This window comes from Novosphingobium lentum NBRC 107847, from assembly GCF_001590965.1.
GTDB lineage: Bacteria > Pseudomonadota > Alphaproteobacteria > Sphingomonadales > Sphingomonadaceae > Novosphingobium > Novosphingobium lentum.
This window is the reverse complement of the sequence record NZ_BCTW01000007.1, coordinates 194,915-213,821: the sequence shown is the minus strand read 5'-3', so window position 1 is coordinate 213,821 and position 18,907 is coordinate 194,915. Positions and strand designations below refer to the sequence as shown.

15 protein-coding genes and 1 pseudogene are annotated in these 18,907 nt (G+C 64.1%); 12 read left to right on the top strand and 4 right to left on the bottom strand.

The genetic code is table 11. From position 1 onward, the window contains the following. Positions 1-357: 357 nt before the first annotated feature. The 4 genes from NL2_RS08275 to NL2_RS08260 are packed head-to-tail and all read right to left on the bottom strand — an operon-like array spanning position 358 to position 3,867. Entirely contained in the window at positions 358-879 is a 522-nt protein-coding gene (locus NL2_RS08275) for a hypothetical protein (protein WP_068073629.1), read from the bottom strand. Further along, the gene (locus NL2_RS08270) at positions 876-2,093 is read right to left on the bottom strand and encodes a phosphotransferase family protein (protein WP_068073627.1); all 1,218 of its coding nucleotides are present in this window, start codon (positions 2,091-2,093) and stop codon (positions 876-878) included. Before NL2_RS08270 ends, NL2_RS08275 begins: the two co-directional genes overlap by 4 nt. 30 nt (positions 2,094-2,123) lie before the next feature. After that, entirely contained in the window at positions 2,124-3,095 is a 972-nt protein-coding gene (locus NL2_RS08265) for a DUF7064 domain-containing protein (RefSeq protein ID WP_068073625.1), read from the bottom strand. A 25-nt stretch (positions 3,096-3,120) separates the two neighbouring features. Continuing rightward, on the bottom strand, positions 3,121-3,867 hold the full coding sequence (locus tag NL2_RS08260) for an SDR family NAD(P)-dependent oxidoreductase (RefSeq protein ID WP_068073624.1): 747 nt from the start codon (positions 3,865-3,867) through the stop codon (positions 3,121-3,123). A gap of 218 nt (positions 3,868-4,085) precedes the next feature. Here NL2_RS08260 and NL2_RS08255 point away from each other — a divergent pair, with 218 nt between their 5' ends. The 12 genes and pseudogenes from NL2_RS08255 to NL2_RS08200 form a co-directional block, all read left to right on the top strand. Beyond that, complete coding sequence (locus tag NL2_RS08255) at positions 4,086-4,739, top strand: TetR/AcrR family transcriptional regulator (RefSeq protein WP_068073623.1); 654 nt, start codon at positions 4,086-4,088, stop codon at positions 4,737-4,739. Positions 4,740-5,303: 564 nt separating this feature from the next. Continuing rightward, positions 5,304-7,709 (top strand): TonB-dependent receptor, encoded by a 2,406-nt coding sequence (locus tag NL2_RS08250; protein ID WP_084355974.1) that lies wholly within the window; start codon positions 5,304-5,306, stop codon positions 7,707-7,709. A 117-nt stretch (positions 7,710-7,826) separates the two neighbouring features. After that, positions 7,827-8,486: a glutathione S-transferase family protein gene (locus NL2_RS08245; RefSeq protein WP_068073620.1), complete on the top strand. Its 660-nt coding sequence runs from the start codon at positions 7,827-7,829 to the stop codon at positions 8,484-8,486. Positions 8,487-8,574: 88 nt separating this feature from the next. After that, complete coding sequence (locus tag NL2_RS08240; RefSeq protein WP_068073619.1) at positions 8,575-9,768, top strand: LLM class flavin-dependent oxidoreductase; 1,194 nt, start codon at positions 8,575-8,577, stop codon at positions 9,766-9,768. A 104-nt stretch (positions 9,769-9,872) separates the two neighbouring features. Continuing rightward, the gene (locus tag NL2_RS08235; RefSeq protein ID WP_068073617.1) at positions 9,873-11,819 is read left to right on the top strand and encodes a flavin-containing monooxygenase; all 1,947 of its coding nucleotides are present in this window, start codon (positions 9,873-9,875) and stop codon (positions 11,817-11,819) included. Positions 11,820-11,825: 6 nt separating this feature from the next. Continuing rightward, positions 11,826-12,590: a crotonase/enoyl-CoA hydratase family protein gene (locus tag NL2_RS08230; protein ID WP_068073615.1), complete on the top strand. Its 765-nt coding sequence runs from the start codon at positions 11,826-11,828 to the stop codon at positions 12,588-12,590. Between the two features lie 7 nt (positions 12,591-12,597). Next, entirely contained in the window at positions 12,598-13,476 is an 879-nt protein-coding gene (locus NL2_RS08225; RefSeq protein WP_218006100.1) for a 3-hydroxyacyl-CoA dehydrogenase family protein, read from the top strand. A gap of 27 nt (positions 13,477-13,503) precedes the next feature. Continuing rightward, entirely contained in the window at positions 13,504-14,685 is a 1,182-nt protein-coding gene (locus tag NL2_RS08220; RefSeq protein ID WP_068073614.1) for an acyl-CoA dehydrogenase family protein, read from the top strand. Positions 14,686-14,687: 2 nt separating this feature from the next. After that, positions 14,688-16,229, top strand: coding sequence for a long-chain-fatty-acid--CoA ligase (locus NL2_RS08215; protein ID WP_068073613.1), 1,542 nt, complete (start codon positions 14,688-14,690; stop codon positions 16,227-16,229). Between the two features lie 10 nt (positions 16,230-16,239). Continuing rightward, positions 16,240-17,055 (top strand): nuclear transport factor 2 family protein, encoded by an 816-nt coding sequence (locus NL2_RS08210; RefSeq protein ID WP_157083095.1) that lies wholly within the window; start codon positions 16,240-16,242, stop codon positions 17,053-17,055. A 13-nt stretch (positions 17,056-17,068) separates the two neighbouring features. Continuing rightward, the gene (gene kce / locus NL2_RS08205) at positions 17,069-17,995 is read left to right on the top strand and encodes a 3,5-dioxohexanoate:acetyl-CoA acetone transferase (protein ID WP_068073609.1); all 927 of its coding nucleotides are present in this window, start codon (positions 17,069-17,071) and stop codon (positions 17,993-17,995) included. A gap of 3 nt (positions 17,996-17,998) precedes the next feature. Beyond that, positions 17,999-18,763, top strand: a pseudogene (locus NL2_RS08200) (cyclase family protein); the annotation flags it as partial. Positions 18,764-18,907 lie beyond the last annotated feature (144 nt).

The window sequence follows — 18,907 nt, the reverse complement described above, 5'->3', positions numbered from 1 at the left end:
TCATCTGGTGGCGGGTCGCATGGGCTGACGATTATCCATACGAACCGTTGCTGCTGTTGAACTACAAATTGTCCGCCAGCAGCAGCACCGGCGTTTCGATCAGCTTTTTCACCGCCTGAATGAAGCTGGCCGCGTCCCATACGTCTGACCTGCTGCGCACGGCGCGCCGCATCATGCTTGGCTCGGTCGAAGTTCCGATGAATCGGGTTTTCGTGGCCGAATGAAGCAAGAAGCGAGGCCGAACCTGGTTCCAACCCAACGGCCAGGCTCCACTACGGAATGCTTTTGTCCTATTTTTTCGGTGTGTTATATCGTTCGGCTGCGGAGCAGTATCCGTCGCTCCGCATAACATTATCGTCAGCCCACCTGATCCTTCTCAATATCCGGCAAATCCTCAGGGCGAAGCTCAAACCCCAGCGGAATGCACCATACCCGGTCGCGCAGCAGGATCGGTCCACTCAGATCCAGAATCAGCGCATCCAGCGCCCCTTCATAAGCTGATTCGGGGGCATCTGCGGCCACGGCCGCGATGCGCGCACGCAATTGACGGGTAAACCCGATGTAGTGGGCATCATCGGCTGCAGGCGCCTGCAGCAGGCTGCGACCCTCGGTGACCAACACCGCCAGCCCGCCGCTTTCGGCACCCGCGTAACCGGACAAAAGCGCGATGATGGCCTCCGCCATAGCAACATAACTCGATACGGTTTCTCGATGAAAGTGCCGCGAACGGGACAGTCTCTGCTGCATGAAGGCCAGGGCGGCGATCGACAGGTGCAGTTGCTCGATCACGTGCCCCTCGGCGCCCCCCAGCGCCGGCAGGACGACTTCGCCAAGCGCGCGCTGGACCACCTGCAGTTGGGTTTCGAACTCCTGGTTCATGCCGTCACGCTCCGGAAATAGTCACGCAGGTCCGACAGCGCGAGATAGCCCATGCCCGATACGTGGTTGAGCAGCACGTCCTGGTGGGTCGCCGCACAGCGCGCTGCCCGGCTGGACGCCGCCAGCAGCAGCACCGAAACCAGGTAGCGGTTGAACACGCCGAAATAACCGAGACGCTTCGGATCGACCGGAAGGCCCGATGCCTGTTCGTAAGCGGCGAACAGTTCGGCCTCGGGCATCATCCCCGAAACCAGGATCGTCTCGCCATCCTCGGCATAGTGCTGAAAAATCGGAAGCGCCGCATACGTCAGGTCCTGATGGCGATCCCCCAGCACCGCCCCTTCCCAGTCGAGCCATGCCGTGATCTCGCCGGGCTGCTCATCGAACAGGAAATTGCCGCTGCGATAATCGCCGTGGACGATCGATACGTGATCGATCGGCGGTGCGTTGCGGATCAGCCATTTGTAGACGACCGCCATGACCGGCTCGTCTTCGATGCGATCTTCCTCCCAGATCCGCCGGGCGGCGTTCACTTGCTTGATGATGGACGCGTTCGAGCCGACTTCGGGTCGGTCGAAGCTGGCAAGGACCGGCGGCGCGCCGATCGGGATGTTGTGGATTCTTGCAAGATAATCGACAAACTGCGGCGCCAGCCGCGCCCGCAAAGCGGGACCATAATTCTGGCCCAGCCCGGTCACCTTGGCGGCATCCTGTGACGGCTTCGCCGATCCGGTGGCGAAACCGTAAACCATCGCCGGATAGGGCAGGAACTCGGCGTCGGGGTCCATCCAGTAGGCGTGTGGAACCGGCACGGTGCCCTCGGCCGCCCTGATGACTTCGAATTCCCGGCGGCGGCTCGATTCGGTGACCGACGCGGCCGGTTCCATCCGCACCACGAGCGGCGTCACCACGTGTGCGTCCGCTGCGCCATCCTCGCCACGCCAGTGCAGATCGAACCGCATCTGCAGTTTCGACGCCCCGCCCGATAGCCAGCGGGCGTCCTCGACGCTGATTTCATAGCCCAGCCTTTTGGCAATCAGCCGCTCGACCCCGCTGACCAGCGTTTCGAGTGCAACCGCCCGGAACGATGGTCCGTTGCGGCGACGCATCTTGCGCGTGAGCACCGTGTCCACTTCGCGCTCGGTCGGAAAGCGGGCGCGCACCTCGGCGATAAAGGCATCGCTGGGGTGCCGCCTGATGTCGTCGTCGGTCATGGTGATCCCGTCATCCCGTTAAGCTGTCGATCAATTGTCGTGCCGGTCGGCCATGCCCCGCGACAGATACGCCAGGCCGGCAAAATCGGCGATGTGACTGTAGCCGACGCGCGATCCGCTCTCCCACCGCATCAGCGTCTGGAAGGCCGCACTCGACGGATTGAAATTGTACCACGGCGCTGCAGCCACGGTCGTGCCGACCGCTTCGTAGCAGTTGCCGCGATCGTCCTCGAATTCGACCACCGCGCGCGTCACCAGCATGTCGAACCGCTGCGCACGCATCGCGGCGCGGACGATGGCGCGGCGTTCCCCGTCGATGGCCACGAACCCGAAGTTGAAGGGGCCATAGACCACCTCCTTGTTGTCGAAAGCCAGCCCCAGAACCAGGAACGCGCCCAGGTTGTCGCCAAGGTTTACATGAACCCACGTCGCACCCTTGCTGCCCCAGTCCTTGCGCGGGCCCCAGCTCTTGTCCATGCCGTCGATGCAATCGACCCGGTAATCGCGACCGTGGAGCGAAAGCGTTCCCGTCACCCGGCCCTTGCTCTCCATGTGCCCGGTGTTCCAGCCGTCGTAGCCCTGGACCTTGGCCGAACCGATCAGCGGATTCTCGTTCGCATCGTGCGGATCGAAGGGATCGCATACCGCCTTGAACGCCAGGTCGAGCGAGCAGTTGCCGTCGAGCGAGCGATACCGGAACTCGCACTCGCGCGCGCTGTGCGCCTTGAACGACAGGCCGTTATCCAAAGTGAAATCGTCAAAGCGTTCCGGGCAAGGCAAATGCATTTGCGCATCGTTGTGGTCGATCTGCCACGGATGCAGGCTCATGCCGGTGTGGATCTCGATCGAGCTGTGGCAGATGCCCAGATTGGGTCTGGCGAGCGTATAGAGATTGCCGCTGATCCCGGCCTCGGCCACCGAGAAGATCAGGAACAGCGTTTCGGTCCACAGCTTGTCGGCCGGGTCACAGGGATGGAATGCGAAATCGGCTGCGGTGATCATCGTTGCTACTCCTGCTCCAGCCTGCTCACGACGCGGTCATGCCGCCGTCGATGACGTGCTCCATGCCGGTGATGAACGAAGACTCATCCGATGCGAGGAACACGACGAGAGGCGAAATTTCCTGCGCCTCGGCAAACCGTCCGAGCGGTATCGCCGACGCGGCCCCGCCGCCGTCTTCGTCCGTGGCCGCCACCATCATCGGTGTGTTGACGTAACCCGGATGGACCGAATTGGCGCGGATGTTGTCGGCACCGTATTCGACCGCCACCTGTTTGGTCATACCGCGCACCGCGAACTTGCTGCCGGCATAAGCCAGGTTGGGCGTGCCGACGTTGGCGACCATACCCGACGTCGATGAGACATTGATGATCGAGCCCCCGCCCAAGGCCAGCATCGAAAGCAACACGGCCTGCATCCCGAGGAACACGCCGGTCTGATTCACCGCGCAGACATGCGCATAATCGGCTTCGGCGATTTCGGCGGTTCTGGCGACCGGACCGATAATTCCGGCATTGTTGACCAGGACGTTGATCGGCCCGAACCGTGCTTCCCCGTCGGCCACGACTTGCGCCCAGCCCGACGCGCTGGCCACATCATGGCGGATGAACATCGCGTCGCCCCCCAGCGATTCCGCCACGGCCCGCCCCGCCACCTCGTTGATATCGGTGAGGATGACTTTCGCACCCTCGGCCACGAACGCCACGGCGTGCGCCGCGCCCATGCCTTGCGACGCGCCCGTGATCACCGCGACCTTGCCGGCCAATCGTCCCATGACATCTCTCCATGCCTGATCCCGGCATTCCGCCCGGATAGCCAACGCGTGCGAGATCTGCGCGTCTCGTCCATCTGCGCCTCGCTTATCGACTGCCGGCCAAAAATGTCAACATTGCCGTTGATTGATCGGCTCGACCTCGTCAAAATGGCGATTGATCGGCTTCGATATCGCGTTAATCGTCCCCTCCAAGAATGGCTTTGAAAGACAGTGTGGATATGACGAAGGTAAGTGGCATCGGCCGGAGGCGGGTTGCCGCAGAAGAAGAATCCAGCGACGCCTACAAGGTGCGCCGCGGGGAAATCGCCAAAGCCGCCGTCCGGGTGTTCAATCGCGTCGGCCTGCAGCGCGCCACGCTCAAAGCTGTTGCCGATGAGATGGGTGTCGATCGCGCATCTCTATACTATTATGTCACCTCGAAAGAGGCGCTCTTCGACGAAGTCGTGAAGACTGTTGTTGAAAACAATCTTGAAATTACAAATAAAATTTGTGCAAGCGATTTAAGCCCCCGCCGAAAGTTGCGCGATCTTATTTGCACCTTGATGACTTCGTACGGTGAACACTATCCGATTTTCTACATTTATATTCGTGAAAATCTGAGCCATGTCGACGAGACGCGGTCTGCCTGGTCAAGAGAAATGCGCGATCTGAACCGTCAGACGACCGAGGCGGTTATCTCGATCATCGAGCAGGGCTATGCCGACAAGAGTTTTCGCAACGTCGGATCGGCGCGGGTGGTGGCCTATGGCGTGCTGGGCGTGGTGGGGTGGACGCATCGCTGGTATCGCCCGGGCCAGAGCGACGTCAGCGCCGAGGAAATCGGCAAGATCTACGCAGAGATGATTTTGGCGGGAATCGAATCGCCCTACTGACCGGATTTTACGCCCACGTTGCTCCGTCGCAGCCATCCCGCACCAAAGCGCTGAAATTCCCGCATTCCAGCCCTGTCGACTCGCCTAGACTATGAGATTGGCCATGCCGCGTGGAACTGCTCGCGGGCAATCCCGTCGCGGCTTGAAGTCCATCCCATAATATCGAGACATTTCAGCATGAATTTGCAACGGCCGGCTCCGGCCAGGATGGCGCTCGCCCTATGGAGTTTTTGCCACGGGCATCCCCGCCGGACATCGGCCAGATCCGCTGTGCGCAAAACTTCGGGCGCAATTCTGTGCGCTTGTTCAAGCATTTAACCTCACCTCACTGCACCACGCAATGCATCGCCACTGCCCTTGTCAACTTAGGCGTTGACGCGTCAACGCACGCGTTATAATTCCATTCTCAACTTGAATCGGGGTCGGCACCCCAAGCCTTCGCAAAGATGCAGCCGCGAACGGCCCGATGTCGATCACTGGGGCAAGCGCCGGTCAGGGCCAATCCAAGGCTCGCCCGGGTGCGAATGAAAATATTCGAAAACAATAACCTTGGGAGAAAATGAGATGTCCAGGCTGAAAGTTGGCTTCGCGTCCGCAGTGACAGTGCTGGCGTTGCTGGATGCGTCCGCAGCCTTGGCGCAGGCCGCACAGGCGCAAGCGGCGCAGGATGGGCCGTCGGCAGGCACCGGTAGCGACATCATCGTAACCGCGCAGCGTCGTTCCGAAACGCTGGAGCGCACCCCGGTCGCGGTGTCGGTGCTCAGTGCCGATACACTGGTCAAGCAGGCGATCGTGACCGAATCCGATCTGCAGGCGGCAACCCCCGGCCTGACCATCCGCGCCGGCCAGAACTCAAACCAGCTCAATTATTCGTTGCGCGGCCAGTCGCTCGACGCGTTCAGCGATACGCGCCCGGGCGTGCTGCCCTATTTCGACGAAATCCAGCTCGACGGCGTGGGCGGCGGATCGTCCGCGTTCTATGACTTGCAATCGGTGCAGGTCCTCAAAGGTCCGCAGGGCACGCTGTTCGGCCGCAACTCGACTGGCGGCGCGGTGCTGTTCACGTCCGCCCGACCGACCGACACCTTCGGCGGCTACGTCAGCGGCCGCGTCGGCAACTATCATGCCTACCAGCTTGAAGGTGCGGTCAACGTGCCGTTGGCGGGCGACAAGGTCATGGCGCGCGTCGCCGGCTTCTATGAAAAGCGCGACGGCTATCAGCAGAACCTGTTCAACAACACGCGCGCCGGCAATGTCGATCGCTATGGCCTGCGCGGAAGCCTGACGATCAACCTGACCGACACGATCAAGAACGAACTGGTGGTCGATTACCTGCACTCGGGCGGCAACAGCCTGAGCGGCCTGATCGACAGCCTCGAACCGACCGGGCTCGTGCCGTTGATCGCGCTGACCAATTTCGGCAACCAGGCCCAGTACAATTTCCTGATCAACGCCTTCACCGGCGGCGCGGCCGGCTGCAACGCCACCACCAACAACTGCGCCGCAGCCTATGCCGCCGCCCATCCCAAGCTCGATCCGGGCGGCCTCGCCTCCTACCTGGCGACGCAAAAGGCGCGCGGTCCCTACCAGATCGAATCCGACGGGCCGGCAAAATATCGCGGGCGCAACATCATCGTCTCCAACATCACCTCGTTCGAGGTCGCACCCGACACCAAGATCCGCAACATCTTCGGCTACACGTACCTGAAAAACGGTATCGCCGGTGACATCGACGGCACGCCTTACGGCATCGACGACAATGGCAACGGCGGCAAGAACGACGACACGAAACAGTATTCCGAGGAGCTCCAGCTGGTCGGCAAGGCGCTTGGCGGAAACCTCGACTACGTCATCGGCGGGTTCTACTCGCACGAAACCAACGTCGACCTGACCACCAGCCTGCTGCTGCAGTTCCCGCCGCTGACGGGCACGACGGTCTACAACAAGCTGACCACACGCGACATGTATGCCGGATACGGCCAGGGCACCTACAACCTGAGCGAGGCGACGGGCATCGAGGGTCTCGGCATCACCATCGGCGCACGCTACACGCACGAGAAGATCAAGTTCGACGTGCTTCCATCCGATACCGCCTACCTTGCGGCCCCCGCGCAACTGGCGACGTACGATTTCCACCAGAAGAAATCTTACGGCAACGTCAGCTGGACGCTGGGCATCCAGGAACAGGTCAATCCCAACCTGCTGATCTACATCGCCTCGCGCCGGAGCTACAAGAACGGCGGCTACAACGGCATCCAGAACCCCGTTCCGGGACTGGGACCGAACGGCGGCGACGGTTACGGGCTGGAAACGGTTACCGATGCCGAAATTGGGCTCAAATATCGCGGCAACATCGGCAGTGTCCCGACCCAGTTCACGATCGCCGGGTATCAGGACTGGATCAAGGACGGGCAGCGCGTCGCGTACACCCTGCTGGGATCGACCCCGGCTGCGGTGACCGTGAACGTTCCGCGCTCCAAGGTTACCGGCTTCGAGTTCGACGGAACGATCCGTCCTTCGTCGTGGTTCACGCTGGGCGGTTCGCTGAATTATACCGACGCGCGCTTCACCGACAGCTTCGTCTCGATCGGCGGTGCCCCGCCGGTGCTGTTCGGCACCTATCCCGACACCCCGAAATGGTCGGGATCGGTGTTCGGTGAAATCGAGGTGCCGGTTCGCAATTCGATCACGGCCAGCTTGCGGTCCGATCTCTACTCGCAGTCGTTCTTCTGGTTTGCTTCGACCGGCAACCGCAGCCCCGGCGCACGGATCGAGGGGTACACACTGGTCAACTTCCGCGCCGGCCTGGCCGATAGCGATGCGGGCTGGTCGCTCTCGGCCAACCTCAAGAACGCCTTCAACCGCGTGTATTACGTTGGCGGCATCGCGACGGGCGAGCTGTTCCAGTTCAACACCGTGGTCCCCGGATCGCCACGGACATTCATGGCCGAGGTGCGCTACAAATTCTGAGCACCGGATCGCAAGGCTGACTGCCGGTCGGACGGGTCCCTCTCCGTCCGACCGGCCCCCGCAGAAGTGGCCTCTGCATGGACGAGGCGCCATGTCCGGCACGGCAGGAGAATTGAAATGGCATTCACGCTGATCAATGCCCGGCCCAGTCCTTTCGGCCGCAAAGTGGCGATCGCGCTGATCGAAAAGGGCATTGCCTACGATGTGCAATACGATGTCCCCTGGGGCGATCTGACGTGTACGCCCGACTACAGCCCGCTCGAGCAGTTGCCGATCCTGATCACCGATCACGAGACGGTCTACGATTCCGCGCATATCCTCGATTGGCTGGAAGCCCGTTTCCCCGAACCCGCGCTCATGCCGATGCAAATCGACGCCCGACTGGATGCCATGAAGCGGCGCATGCTGGGCGAACGGCTGATGGAGGTGGCGCAGGCGCTCATCTTCGAGCTGGTCCGCCCCGACCCCAGCGCGCCGTGGGCCGATCGCCAGACCCGCAAGGTCACGGGTGTCCTCAACGAACTGGAGCGCCTTTACAGCGTGCGAGCACAGGACGCGGCGTCGCCGCTCGACCTTGGCGACATTGCCGTTGCCACCACGTTGCTGGGTATCGAATTCGCACTCACGTCAGGGTTGAGTCCCGATATCGCCGTGCTTCGTTGGCGGACGGCGCATCCTGCTCTCGACGGCGCGACGGCGGCGCTCGATGCCCGGCCTTCGTTCGCGGCAACGCGGCCGCAGATGATGGACTTCAACTTGCAGGCCACCGTGGCCTGAGCAGTCGCAGTTTTCGCTGCGTTGCGCGCGCGCAATGCCGGCCACGATCGATCAACCACCCGCAAGGGTGATAACAAGGAGCACTCGGATGTCTGGAAAACTTCGGTTCGGCGCGTTTTGCGGTCCGCATCATCCGTTGAACGAGAACCCCACGCTCGCCTTGCAGCGCGATCTCGAACTGGCCGAGCACCTCGACGATCTGGGCTTCGACGAACTGTGGTACGGTGAACACCATTCCGCCGGCTGGGAGCTTATCGCCAGCCCCGAAATCATGATCGCGGCGGCGGCGCAGCGCACCAAGCGGATCATGCTCGGGTCGGCGGTGACGTCGGTTCCGTATCACCATCCGCTGATGACCGCCGAACGCTACAGCCAGCTAGATCACATGACCCGTGGCCGTGTCATGCTGGGCATGGGGCCTGGGTCGCTGGCGTCCGACGCCAAGATGATGGGCATCTCGGTGGCCAAGCAGCGCGACATGATGGACGAGGCGATCGACGTGCTGGCCCGCCTGATGCGCGGCGAGACGGTGACCGCCAAGACCGAATGGTTCACGCTCGACAATGCGCGCATCCACATGACCCCGTACACCCGGCCGCGCATCGAAATGATCGCCGCCAGCACGGTCTCGCCCACCGGATCGCGCGCGGCGGGGCGCAACGGCATCGGCATGCTGTCATTCGGCGCCACATCGGGCGGCGCGTTCGATGCGCTGGCGGCAAACTGGTCGATTGCCGAGGAAGTCGCTGCAGCCAATGGCCAGACCGTCGATCGCAAGAACTGGCGGCTCGTCGCCCCGATGCACATCGCCCCGACGCGCGAACAGGCGCGCGAAGAGGTGAAGTTCGGCATCGATGGCTGGGCCGACTACTTGCGGGAAGTGGCCGCGCTGCCGATCGCTCCGGGTGGCGGCGATGTGATCGATGCGCTGCTCAGCTCGAACATGGCGGTGATCGGCACGCCCGACGATGCGGTGGCGCAGATCCGCCGCCTGCAAAAGCAGTCGGGCGGGTTCGGCACGCTGGTGCTGTTCGCGCACAACTGGGCCGACTGGGCGCACACCAAGCGATCCTACGAAATGTTCGCGCGCTTCGTCATGCCGCAGATCGACGACATGGTCGACAACCGCGTCGTGTCCGAGGCCGAGTGCCGCGCTGCCCGCCCCGAACTGGCCGGACAGATCGGTGCCGCGATCCAGGCGCGCATCCAGCAGCACATCGATGAACAGGGCACCAAAAACATCAGCCCGGACCTCATCGCCGCGCTGCCCAAGCGCGGCTGACGCGTCGCCCGGCGAACTTCGGCATCCCCGGCGGACCGGCAGGCGGGGTTCGCCATGCCGGACCGTCCCGGCTGCTCCCACCTTTTCGAATCGAGACGACAGTCGTGACAGCAGGCAGCACCCCTTCAGTTCCAGACAGCGCGTGGCTGCAGGCCGCCATCGCCACTGCCAATGTCCCGACGCTGGCCTGCATCCTGGTGCAGCTGACCGGCGATCGGCGTTGGATCGAGGGAAACTATGTCCCCACCCGCACGCGCGGGCTTGAGGACAACGACGACGGCGGCCTGCCTGAGACAGTCCAGCAGGAGATCAAGGACGCCGCGTTCGATGCGCTGACCGCGTGGTTCAACGGCCGCCCGCTGGCGATGCCGAACCCGTCCGACGATCTGCTGCTCGAGATGATGAGCGTGACGCTGGGCGAGACGATCCCGTCGGAATACGCATCGATCATCCGGCACGAGTTGCGCCTGTCACCCTTGCCGGAGGACTTGGCCTCGCCACCGCCGGGGTTCAGCGCACTGATCATCGGCGCCGGGATTTCCGGGCTTTGCGCAGCCGTCCAGCTCGCCGCCGCCAACGTGCCCTACATGATCGTCGAGCGGCGCGAGGAGTTGGGCGGGGTGTGGTTCGACAACCGCTATCCCGGCGCGGCTTGTGACGTGCCGAGCCATCTCTATTCGTTTTCGTTCGCGCCCTACCCGTGGTCGCGCTATTTTGCGGGCAGCCGCGAAATCCATCAGTACCTCGAACATGTCGCGGACGAATTCGACGTGCGCCGCCACATTCGCTTCGGCGTGGAGGTGATCGAAGCCCGGTTCGATGAGGGCAGCGGCACATGGCAGGCCGACGTGCAGACCAAGGGCGGGCAGCGTGAAACGCTGCACGCCAACATCGTGATCAGCGGCGTCGGCGCGTTCAACAAGCCGCGCATTCCCGATGTCCCGGGACTTGCCCTGTTCGACGGGCCGAGTGTCCACACCGCGCGCTATCCCGATGCCGGGCTGGACCTTGGCGGGCGCAACGTCGTGCTGGTGGGCAACGGCGCCAGCGCGATGCAGGTCGCCCCGGCGATAGTCGACGAGGTCGGCTCGCTCACCGTCGTGCAGCGCACGCCCCAATGGGTTGCGCCGTTTCCCAAGTTCAAGCAGCCGATTCCCGGCCCGCTGCAGGATCTGCTCCGGCAAGTCCCGCTCTACCGTCTGTGGTATCGCCTGCGGCTGAGCTGGGCGTTCAACGACAAGCTGTACGATGCCCTGCAGCAGGATCCGGCATGGCAGGGCCAGGGCCGTTCGATCAACCCTATCAACGAAGCCCATCGCCGCCACCTGACCTCGTACATGACGGCGGAACTGGGCGACCGGCAGGACCTGCTGCCCGACGTGCTGCCGCAGTATCCGCCGTTCGGGAAACGGATGCTGCTCGACAACGGCTGGTTCCGCGCGCTCACTCGCAGCCACGTCGACCACGTCAACGGGTCGGTGGTCGAAGTCCGGCCGCACAGCGTGATCACCAGCGATGGCGTGGAGCGCCCGGCGGACGTGATCATCTGGGCTACCGGGTTCGACGTGGTCAACCTGCTGGCGCCGATGAAGATCACCGGTATCGGCGGCCGCGACATTCACGATGACTGGGATGGCGACGATGCGCGCGCCTACCTCGGCACGGTGGTTCCGGGCTATCCCAACCTGTTCTGCCTTTACGGCCCCAACACCCAGTTCGGCCACGGCGGCAGCCTGATCACCGTTCTGGAACGGCAGATGCATTACGTGATGTCGCTGCTGGAGCAGATATTCGCAAACGGGATCGCCACCGTCGATGTCCGCCAGGACGTGCACGATGCCTATAATGAGCAGGTCGACAGCATCCATTCGCGGATGATCTGGACGTATCCCGGCGTCGAAAACTACTGCCAGAATTCCAAGGGCCGCATCGTCGTAAACAACCCGTTCCGCATCATCGACGTGTGGGGGATGACCGAAACCGCCGATCTGTCCGACTACATCTGCACGCCGCTCCGCGCCAACGCCGCGCCTGCGGCCAAGGCGGGATAGGCGCCGATGACCGATCCCGTCCTGATCGAACGGCACGGCGCGGTGCTGGTCATTGCGATCAATCGCCCGCGCCAGCGCAACGCGGTCAACCGCGCGGTGTCGGAGGCGATTGCGGCGGCGCTGGACACGCTCGATGCCAGCGCCGAGCTTCGTGTCGGGATCCTGACCGGGCAGGACGGCAACTTCTGTTCGGGCATGGACCTGAAAGCGTTCGTCGACGGCGAACGGCCCGAACTGGAGGGTCGCGGGTTCGGCGGCCTGACCGAGCGATCACCGGCCAAGCCGCTGATCGCCGCAGTCGAGGGTTTTGCGCTGGCCGGGGGCTGCGAGCTGGCGCTGGCCTGCGACCTGATCGTCGCCGGCGAAGATGCGTGGTTCGGCTTGCCCGAAGTGGCGCGCGGCCTTGTCGCCGGGTCGGGCGGGCTGGTGCGATTGCCCCGGCGCATCCCGCCCGCGATCGCGCTCGAATATGCGCTGACCGGCGAGCGGATGGCGGCGCCGGTGGCGCACAATTGGGGGCTGGTGAACCGGCTGGTGCCATCGGGCGGCGCGCTGGCAGAGGCGCTGCGTCTGGCCACGCAGATCGCCGCCAACGCCCCGCTGTCGGTGGCAATGACCAAGCGCATCGTCAGCGAATCCGCTGACTGGCCGATGGACGGCGTCTGGGACCGCCAGCGGCCGCTCGCCGAAGCGGTCATCGGATCGGACGACGCGCAGGAGGGCGCCCGTGCCTTTGCCGAAAAGCGCGCGCCCGTATGGACAGGGCGGTAGCGAAGCGATGGCGGACAACACTCTGGAACGGGAACGCGGCATGGCGGATCGGATGGCGGTCCTGGGGGGTGGCACGATGGGTGTCGGCATCGCCTATGTCGCGGCGCAGGCAGGCTATGACGTGCTGCTGGTCGAACCCGACGATCGCCGGGTCAATACGCTGCGGGCGACCATCCGCGATGCGGTCGCCTCGGCCATCGGTCGCGGCAAGCTGGACGCCGCGCAAGGTGAGGCGCTGATCGGCCGCATCGACCGCGTCGCTTCGATCGAAGCGCTGCCCGATGGGCTCGACCTCATCGTGGAATCGGTGCCCGAACGGCTAGACCTCAAGCTCGATGTGCTGGCGCGTTCGGCAGCGCGCAATCCCCGCCTGCTCGCCAGCAACACCAGCGCGCTATCGATCGACCGGCTGGCCGAGGCGGTAACCGATCGCCAGGCGTTTCTCGGCATGCATTTCTTCAACCCGGTGTGGTCGATCAAGCTGGTCGAACTGGTTCGCGGCGATGCCACGTCCGAAGTCGCGCTGGAACAGGCGCGCGCGTTCGTCACCCGGCTGGGCAAGGAATCGCTGACGGTGCGCAACGTGCCGGGCTTTGCCACCAGCCGCCTCGATCTGATCGCCTCGCTCGAAGCCATGCGCATGCTCGAAAGCGGGGTTGCCAGTGCCGAGGACATCGATCGCGCCGCCGTACTCGCCTATCGTCACCCGGTCGGTCCGCTGCGGCTGAGCGACATCGTCGGGCTCGATGTCCGGCTGGACATCGCGCGCACGCTGCAAGCCGCGCACGGCGACCGGTTTGCCCCGCCTGCTCTGCTGACCCGCATGGTCGCTGAAGGAAAGCTGGGCGCAAAATCGGGCCAGGGCTTTTTCGCCTGGCCCGCCTGAACCGATTTGAGAAGAGGAAGTCCCGAGATGTCCGCTGTACCGATGTTCTTTTCGCCGCTCGTGGATACGGCCGACCACCACCGTGCCTTGCGCGAAAGCGTGGGCAAGCTGGTGGGCAAGTACGGGCGTAAGTATTTCCAGGACATGGTCGCGAAAGGCACCCAGCCCGACGCACTGTGGAAGGAACTGGGCGAAGCCGGGTTCCTGGGCGTTCACATCCCCGAAGCGTACGGTGGCACGGGCGGCGGGCTGGCCGAACTGTACATCGTGATCGAGGAATGCGCGGCGCAGGGCTGCCCGATGCTGTCGCTGGTGATCGCATCGATCTGCGCGCCGATCATCGCCGGGTTCGGATCGAAAGACCTGAAGAACAAGTGGCTGCCGGGCCTTGCCAGCGGGACGCTGAAGATGGCGTTCGGCATTACCGAACCCGATGCCGGCTCAAACACCCACAAAGTATCCACGACCGCACACAGGACCGACAAGGGGTGGGTGCTCAACGGCGCGAAGTACTGGACGTCGGGCATCGATGAATCCGAAGCGGTGATGGTCGTTGCGCGCGATGGCGATATCCCGGTCGAGGAAGGGCGTTCGGCGCTGTCGCTGTTCGTCGTGCCGACCGATACACCGGGCATCACCCTGCAGCAGATCGACGCTGCGGTGCGGACCACCGAGCGCCAGTTTTTCGTGTTCTTCGACAATGTCGAACTCGCGCCCGAGGCGCTGGTGGGAGAGCGCGGCGCCGGGCTCAAGCAGGTGTTCGTCGGGTTGAACCCCGAACGCGTTTCCGCCGCCGCGATCAACAACGGCATCTCGCGCTTTGCGCTGGCACAGGCGGCACAATACGCGCGCGACCGCAGCGTGTGGAAAACGCCGATCGGCGCGCATCAGGGCGTCGCGCATCCGCTGGCCGAAGCCTACATCGGGGTGCAGGCTGCGCGCCTGCTGGCGGCCCGCGCTGCCGATCTTTACGATCAGGGCGAAGATGCGGCGGAAGCGGCCAACATGGCCAAGTTTTTGGCGGCCGAATCCTCGCTCAAGGCGCTGGACCAGGCGATCCAGGTCCACGGCGGCAACGGCTTGTCGTTCGAGTACGGATTGGCCGACTTGTGGTTCATCGCCCGACTGCACAAGACTGCGCCGGTCAGCCGCGAGATGATCCTGAATTACGTAGCGCAGCATAGTCTGGGCCTGCCCAAGAGCTACTGACCATGACCCCGCACCTCGTCGATCTTTTGCGGCACTTCGCTTCGGAAACGCCCGACGCGCGGTGCCTTGCGCACGAGGACGAGTTGTTGAGCTATGCGAACCTGCATCAGCGCAGCAGCCGGCTGGCCAATGCGCTCGCCGCTGAAGGCGTCGGGGCCGGTGACCGCGTGGCGATCCTCGATCGCACCGCAACGGCGACTTACGAACTGTTCTTCGCCTGCGCCAAGATCGGCGCTATCATGATGCCGCTGAACTGGCGGCTGTCGGCACCCGAAATCGCCGGCATCCTCGCCGATGGCACGCCGTCGCTGATGCTGGTCGCGCCCGACCTCGTGCCGCTGCTGCGCGATGCACCGGCGCTGCCCTGCCAGATCGAACTCGGCGCGGACTGGGCGGCGTGGCGCGATGCGGGGGGCGATACCGATCCCGCCGTGCCGCACGCGCCCGACGATGCGCTGTTGCTGCTATACACATCCGGGACCACCGGCGTGCCCAAAGGGGTCATGCTCACCCACGAGAGCCACGCCTACAACGGCCGCATCGCCGCCGAGGCGTGGGAATTCACTGCCGATAGCGTGAACCTTGTTGCCATGCCGCTGTTTCACATCGGGGGCATCGGTTACGGCATGATGGCGCTCAGCCAGGGCGGCCACACCGTGCTGATGCAGCAACCCGACGCCGCCGCGGTGATGGACCTGATCGCGCGCCATCGCGTGACGCATGCCTTCTTCGTCCCGACCGTGATCCAGCGCCTGGTAGACCATGCCGAGCAGGGCGGCGCGGCCCCGGCCGGCCTGGAACGCATGATCTACGGCGCCTCACCCATCGGCGAAAGTGTGCTCCGGCGCGCCATGGCGGCGTTCGGGTGCCGTTTCACCCACGCTTATGGCATGACCGAGACGAGCGGAACGGTAGTATCGCTGGCACCGCAGGATCACGACCCCGACGGGCCGCACCCCGAGCGCCTGCGCTCGTGCGGCAAACCCTTTCCGTGGGTGGACGTGATCATCGTCGATCCGGCTACGGGTGAGCGCGCTGCCGCAGGGAATGTCGGCGAAATCCGGATCAGGTCGGCGATGAACATGGCCGGGTACTGGCACAAGCCCGCCGAAACATCGGCGACGGTCGATCCCGGCGGCTGGCTGTGCACCGGGGATGCGGCCTGGCAGGACGCCGATGGCTATCTGTACATCCACGACCGGTACAAGGACATGATCGTGTCGGGCGGGGAGAACATCTATCCGGCCGAACTCGAAAACGTCCTGCTGGCCCATCCGCAGATCGCCGAAGTCGGCGTGATCGGCACACCGCACGCGCACTGGGGCGAAACACCCCGCGCGTATGTCGTCACCCGAAGCGGCGGTCAGTCGCCCAGCGAAGCAGACGTGATCGCGTTTACCCGCGAGCGGCTGGCGCGCTACAAATGCCCGACTTCGGTGGTGTTCGTTGCTGCCTTGCCGCGCAACGCATCGGGCAAGCTGCTCAAACGCGATTTGCGCCTGATCGACCAGTCGGGCGACGGCCCGGCTCAAACCGATGGATGAAGCGCGCATCATGACCGGTACGATCGATCCTGCCGCCTGCCTGCTGCGCGGCTTCGCGGTCGATTTCCTGACCGCACACAACGCTGCCGCCGCGCAACGGATCATGGATCCCGGCTATCGCCTGTCGATCGGCGGCCATCTGTTCGACGGGCGCGACGGTTCCTACCTTCCGGCCACGCTGGCCCAGCTGGAGCAGTTTCCGGGCCTGTGCGTCACCGTGCACGATGTCATCATCGGTGAAGACGCGATGGCGATGCGCTTTACCGAGCACGGCGTTTCGATCCGCTCGCCCGGCCATGCCGCCGCGTGGGGCGGCATTACGCTGTTCACCACCAGCGCGGGCCGACTTCGGCACGGCTGGGCGGAGGAAGACTACTTCGCGCGCAAGCGGCAGTTGAAGTCGGGCGTCTGCGATCAGGTTTTGCCGCCACATCAGGCCCCGTGGGATGAGCCGGCTCTGGCACCGGACGCCAGCACCGAAGCGGCCGCGCGTGCGTTTCTGGCGGTGCCCGGCTCCCTGCTGGAGCGACCCCATGTCGAGACGATCTGCGCGGGCGGCCCGGCGTTGGGCCAGCTGATCGTACCTTCCGCCCTGACGGTCAACATGCTGTTCACCGCCGGCAACCGCGCGGGCTTTCACGTCACGTGTCATGGCAGCTACGCAGGCGGATTTGCCGACGTCGATGCAGGCTTGACCGGGCGGGAGGTGACGTTGCCGATGGCCGGAATGATGACGCTTGATCCATCAGGCGACGTGACGCGCGTGCAGGTTTCCGCCGACCGGCTGGGCTTGCATCGCCATCTCCTCGACCAATCGCGACGCTGAGAGCGAGAGCACCATGGCCAAGATCATCGTCACTTGTGCGGTCACCGGCGGCGCCCACACCCCGACGATGTCCGATGCCCTGCCGGTGACACCGCAGGAGATCGCCGAACAGTCGATCGCGGCGGCCGAATCCGGGGCTGCCATCCTCCACCTCCACGCGCGCGATCCCGCCACGGGTGCACCCACCGGCGAACCGGCGGTCTATTCGCAGTTTCTGGGCGCGATCCGCCAGCGCACCGATGCCGTGGTCAACATCACCACCGGCGGCTCCGCAACGATGGCAGTGCAGGATCGGCTGAAAGCCGCCATGGCGTTCAAGCCGGAGATGTGTTCGCTCAACATGGGCAGCATGAACTTCGCGTTCTTCCCCGCAGCCGCGCGGATCGATCGCTGGAAGCATGATTGGGAACGCGATTATGTCGTCAATTCGGACGACTACATCTTCCGCAACACCTTCCGCGACATCGCCTTCATCATGGAAAGCCTGAGCGACGCGGGCACCCGGTTCGAACACGAATGCTATGATCTGAGCCACCTCTACAACCTGGCGCACTTCGTCGATCGCGGGTTGGTCAAGCCGCCGTTCTTCATCCAGATGATCTTCGGGATCCTCGGCGGTGTCGGCCCCGATCTTGAAAACCTGATGTTCATGAAATCGACCGCCGACCGGCTGTTCGGCCGCGACAGCTTCCAGTGGTCCGTGCTCGCCGCCGGACGCCACCAGATGCCGTTCCTGACGCAGGCCGCGCTGCTCGGCGGTCACGTGCGGGTGGGTCTGGAAGACAGCCTGTTCATCGAACGCGGCGTGCTCGCAACGTCCAACGCCCAGCAAGTTGCCAAGATCGTGCGCATCCTGCGGGAAATGGGCCATGAACCTGCCACCCCGGTCGAAGCGCGCGCAATGCTGAGGCTCAAGGGCGGCGATCGGGTGGAGTTCTAGGGCATGGCACGCACCATCATCGACTTGTCGATCTACCTCGAAAACGACGTGGTCTCGGACCCGCCGCCCTACCGGCCGAAAATCCACTACATCGACCACAAGACCTCGGTCCCCGAACTGACCCAGTTCTTCCCCGGGCTTGAGGCCGCCGACTTGCCCGATGGCGAGGCCTGGGCGATCGAGCGGATCGAGCTGATCACGCACAACGGCACGCACCTTGATGCACCCTACCACTTCGCCTCGACGATGAACCGTGGCGAACGTGCGATCACGATCGACGAGGTTCCGCTCGACTGGTGCCTGCAACCCGGCGTCAAGCTGGACTTCCGGCATTTTCCCGATGGTTACGTCGTCACCGCCGCCGACGTGGAGGCGGAACTGGCGCGCATCGGCCACACGTTGGCACCGCTCGAGATCGTCGTCGTCAACACCTCGGCCGGCTTGCGCTACGGCCATGACGACTACGTCACCGCCGGCTGCGGCATGGGCTACGAAGCGACGATGTACCTGCTCGAACGCGGCGTGAGGCTGACTGGCACCGACGGCTGGAGCTGGGACGCACCGTTTGTCCACACCAAGGAACGCTATGAGGCGACGGGCAACGCGGGCCTGATCTGGGAAGGCCACAAGGCCGGCCGCGACATCGGCTACTGCCACCTCGAAAAGCTGCACAATCTCGAGGCCTTGCCCCCCAGCGGCTTCACGATATCCTGTTTCCCCGTCAAAATTCGCGATGCCTCGGCGGGTTGGACCCGCGCCGTCGCGATCCTGAACATGCTCGACCAACGCGGCGATACCGATTGCACGCTTCCTGACGCCGCGCGCGTTCACCATGACGGCCTGGCCGAAGATGGGCCTGGCCCCGGCCAGGAACAGAACAATATCGTGTTAAAACAGAATACTGATGGTCCA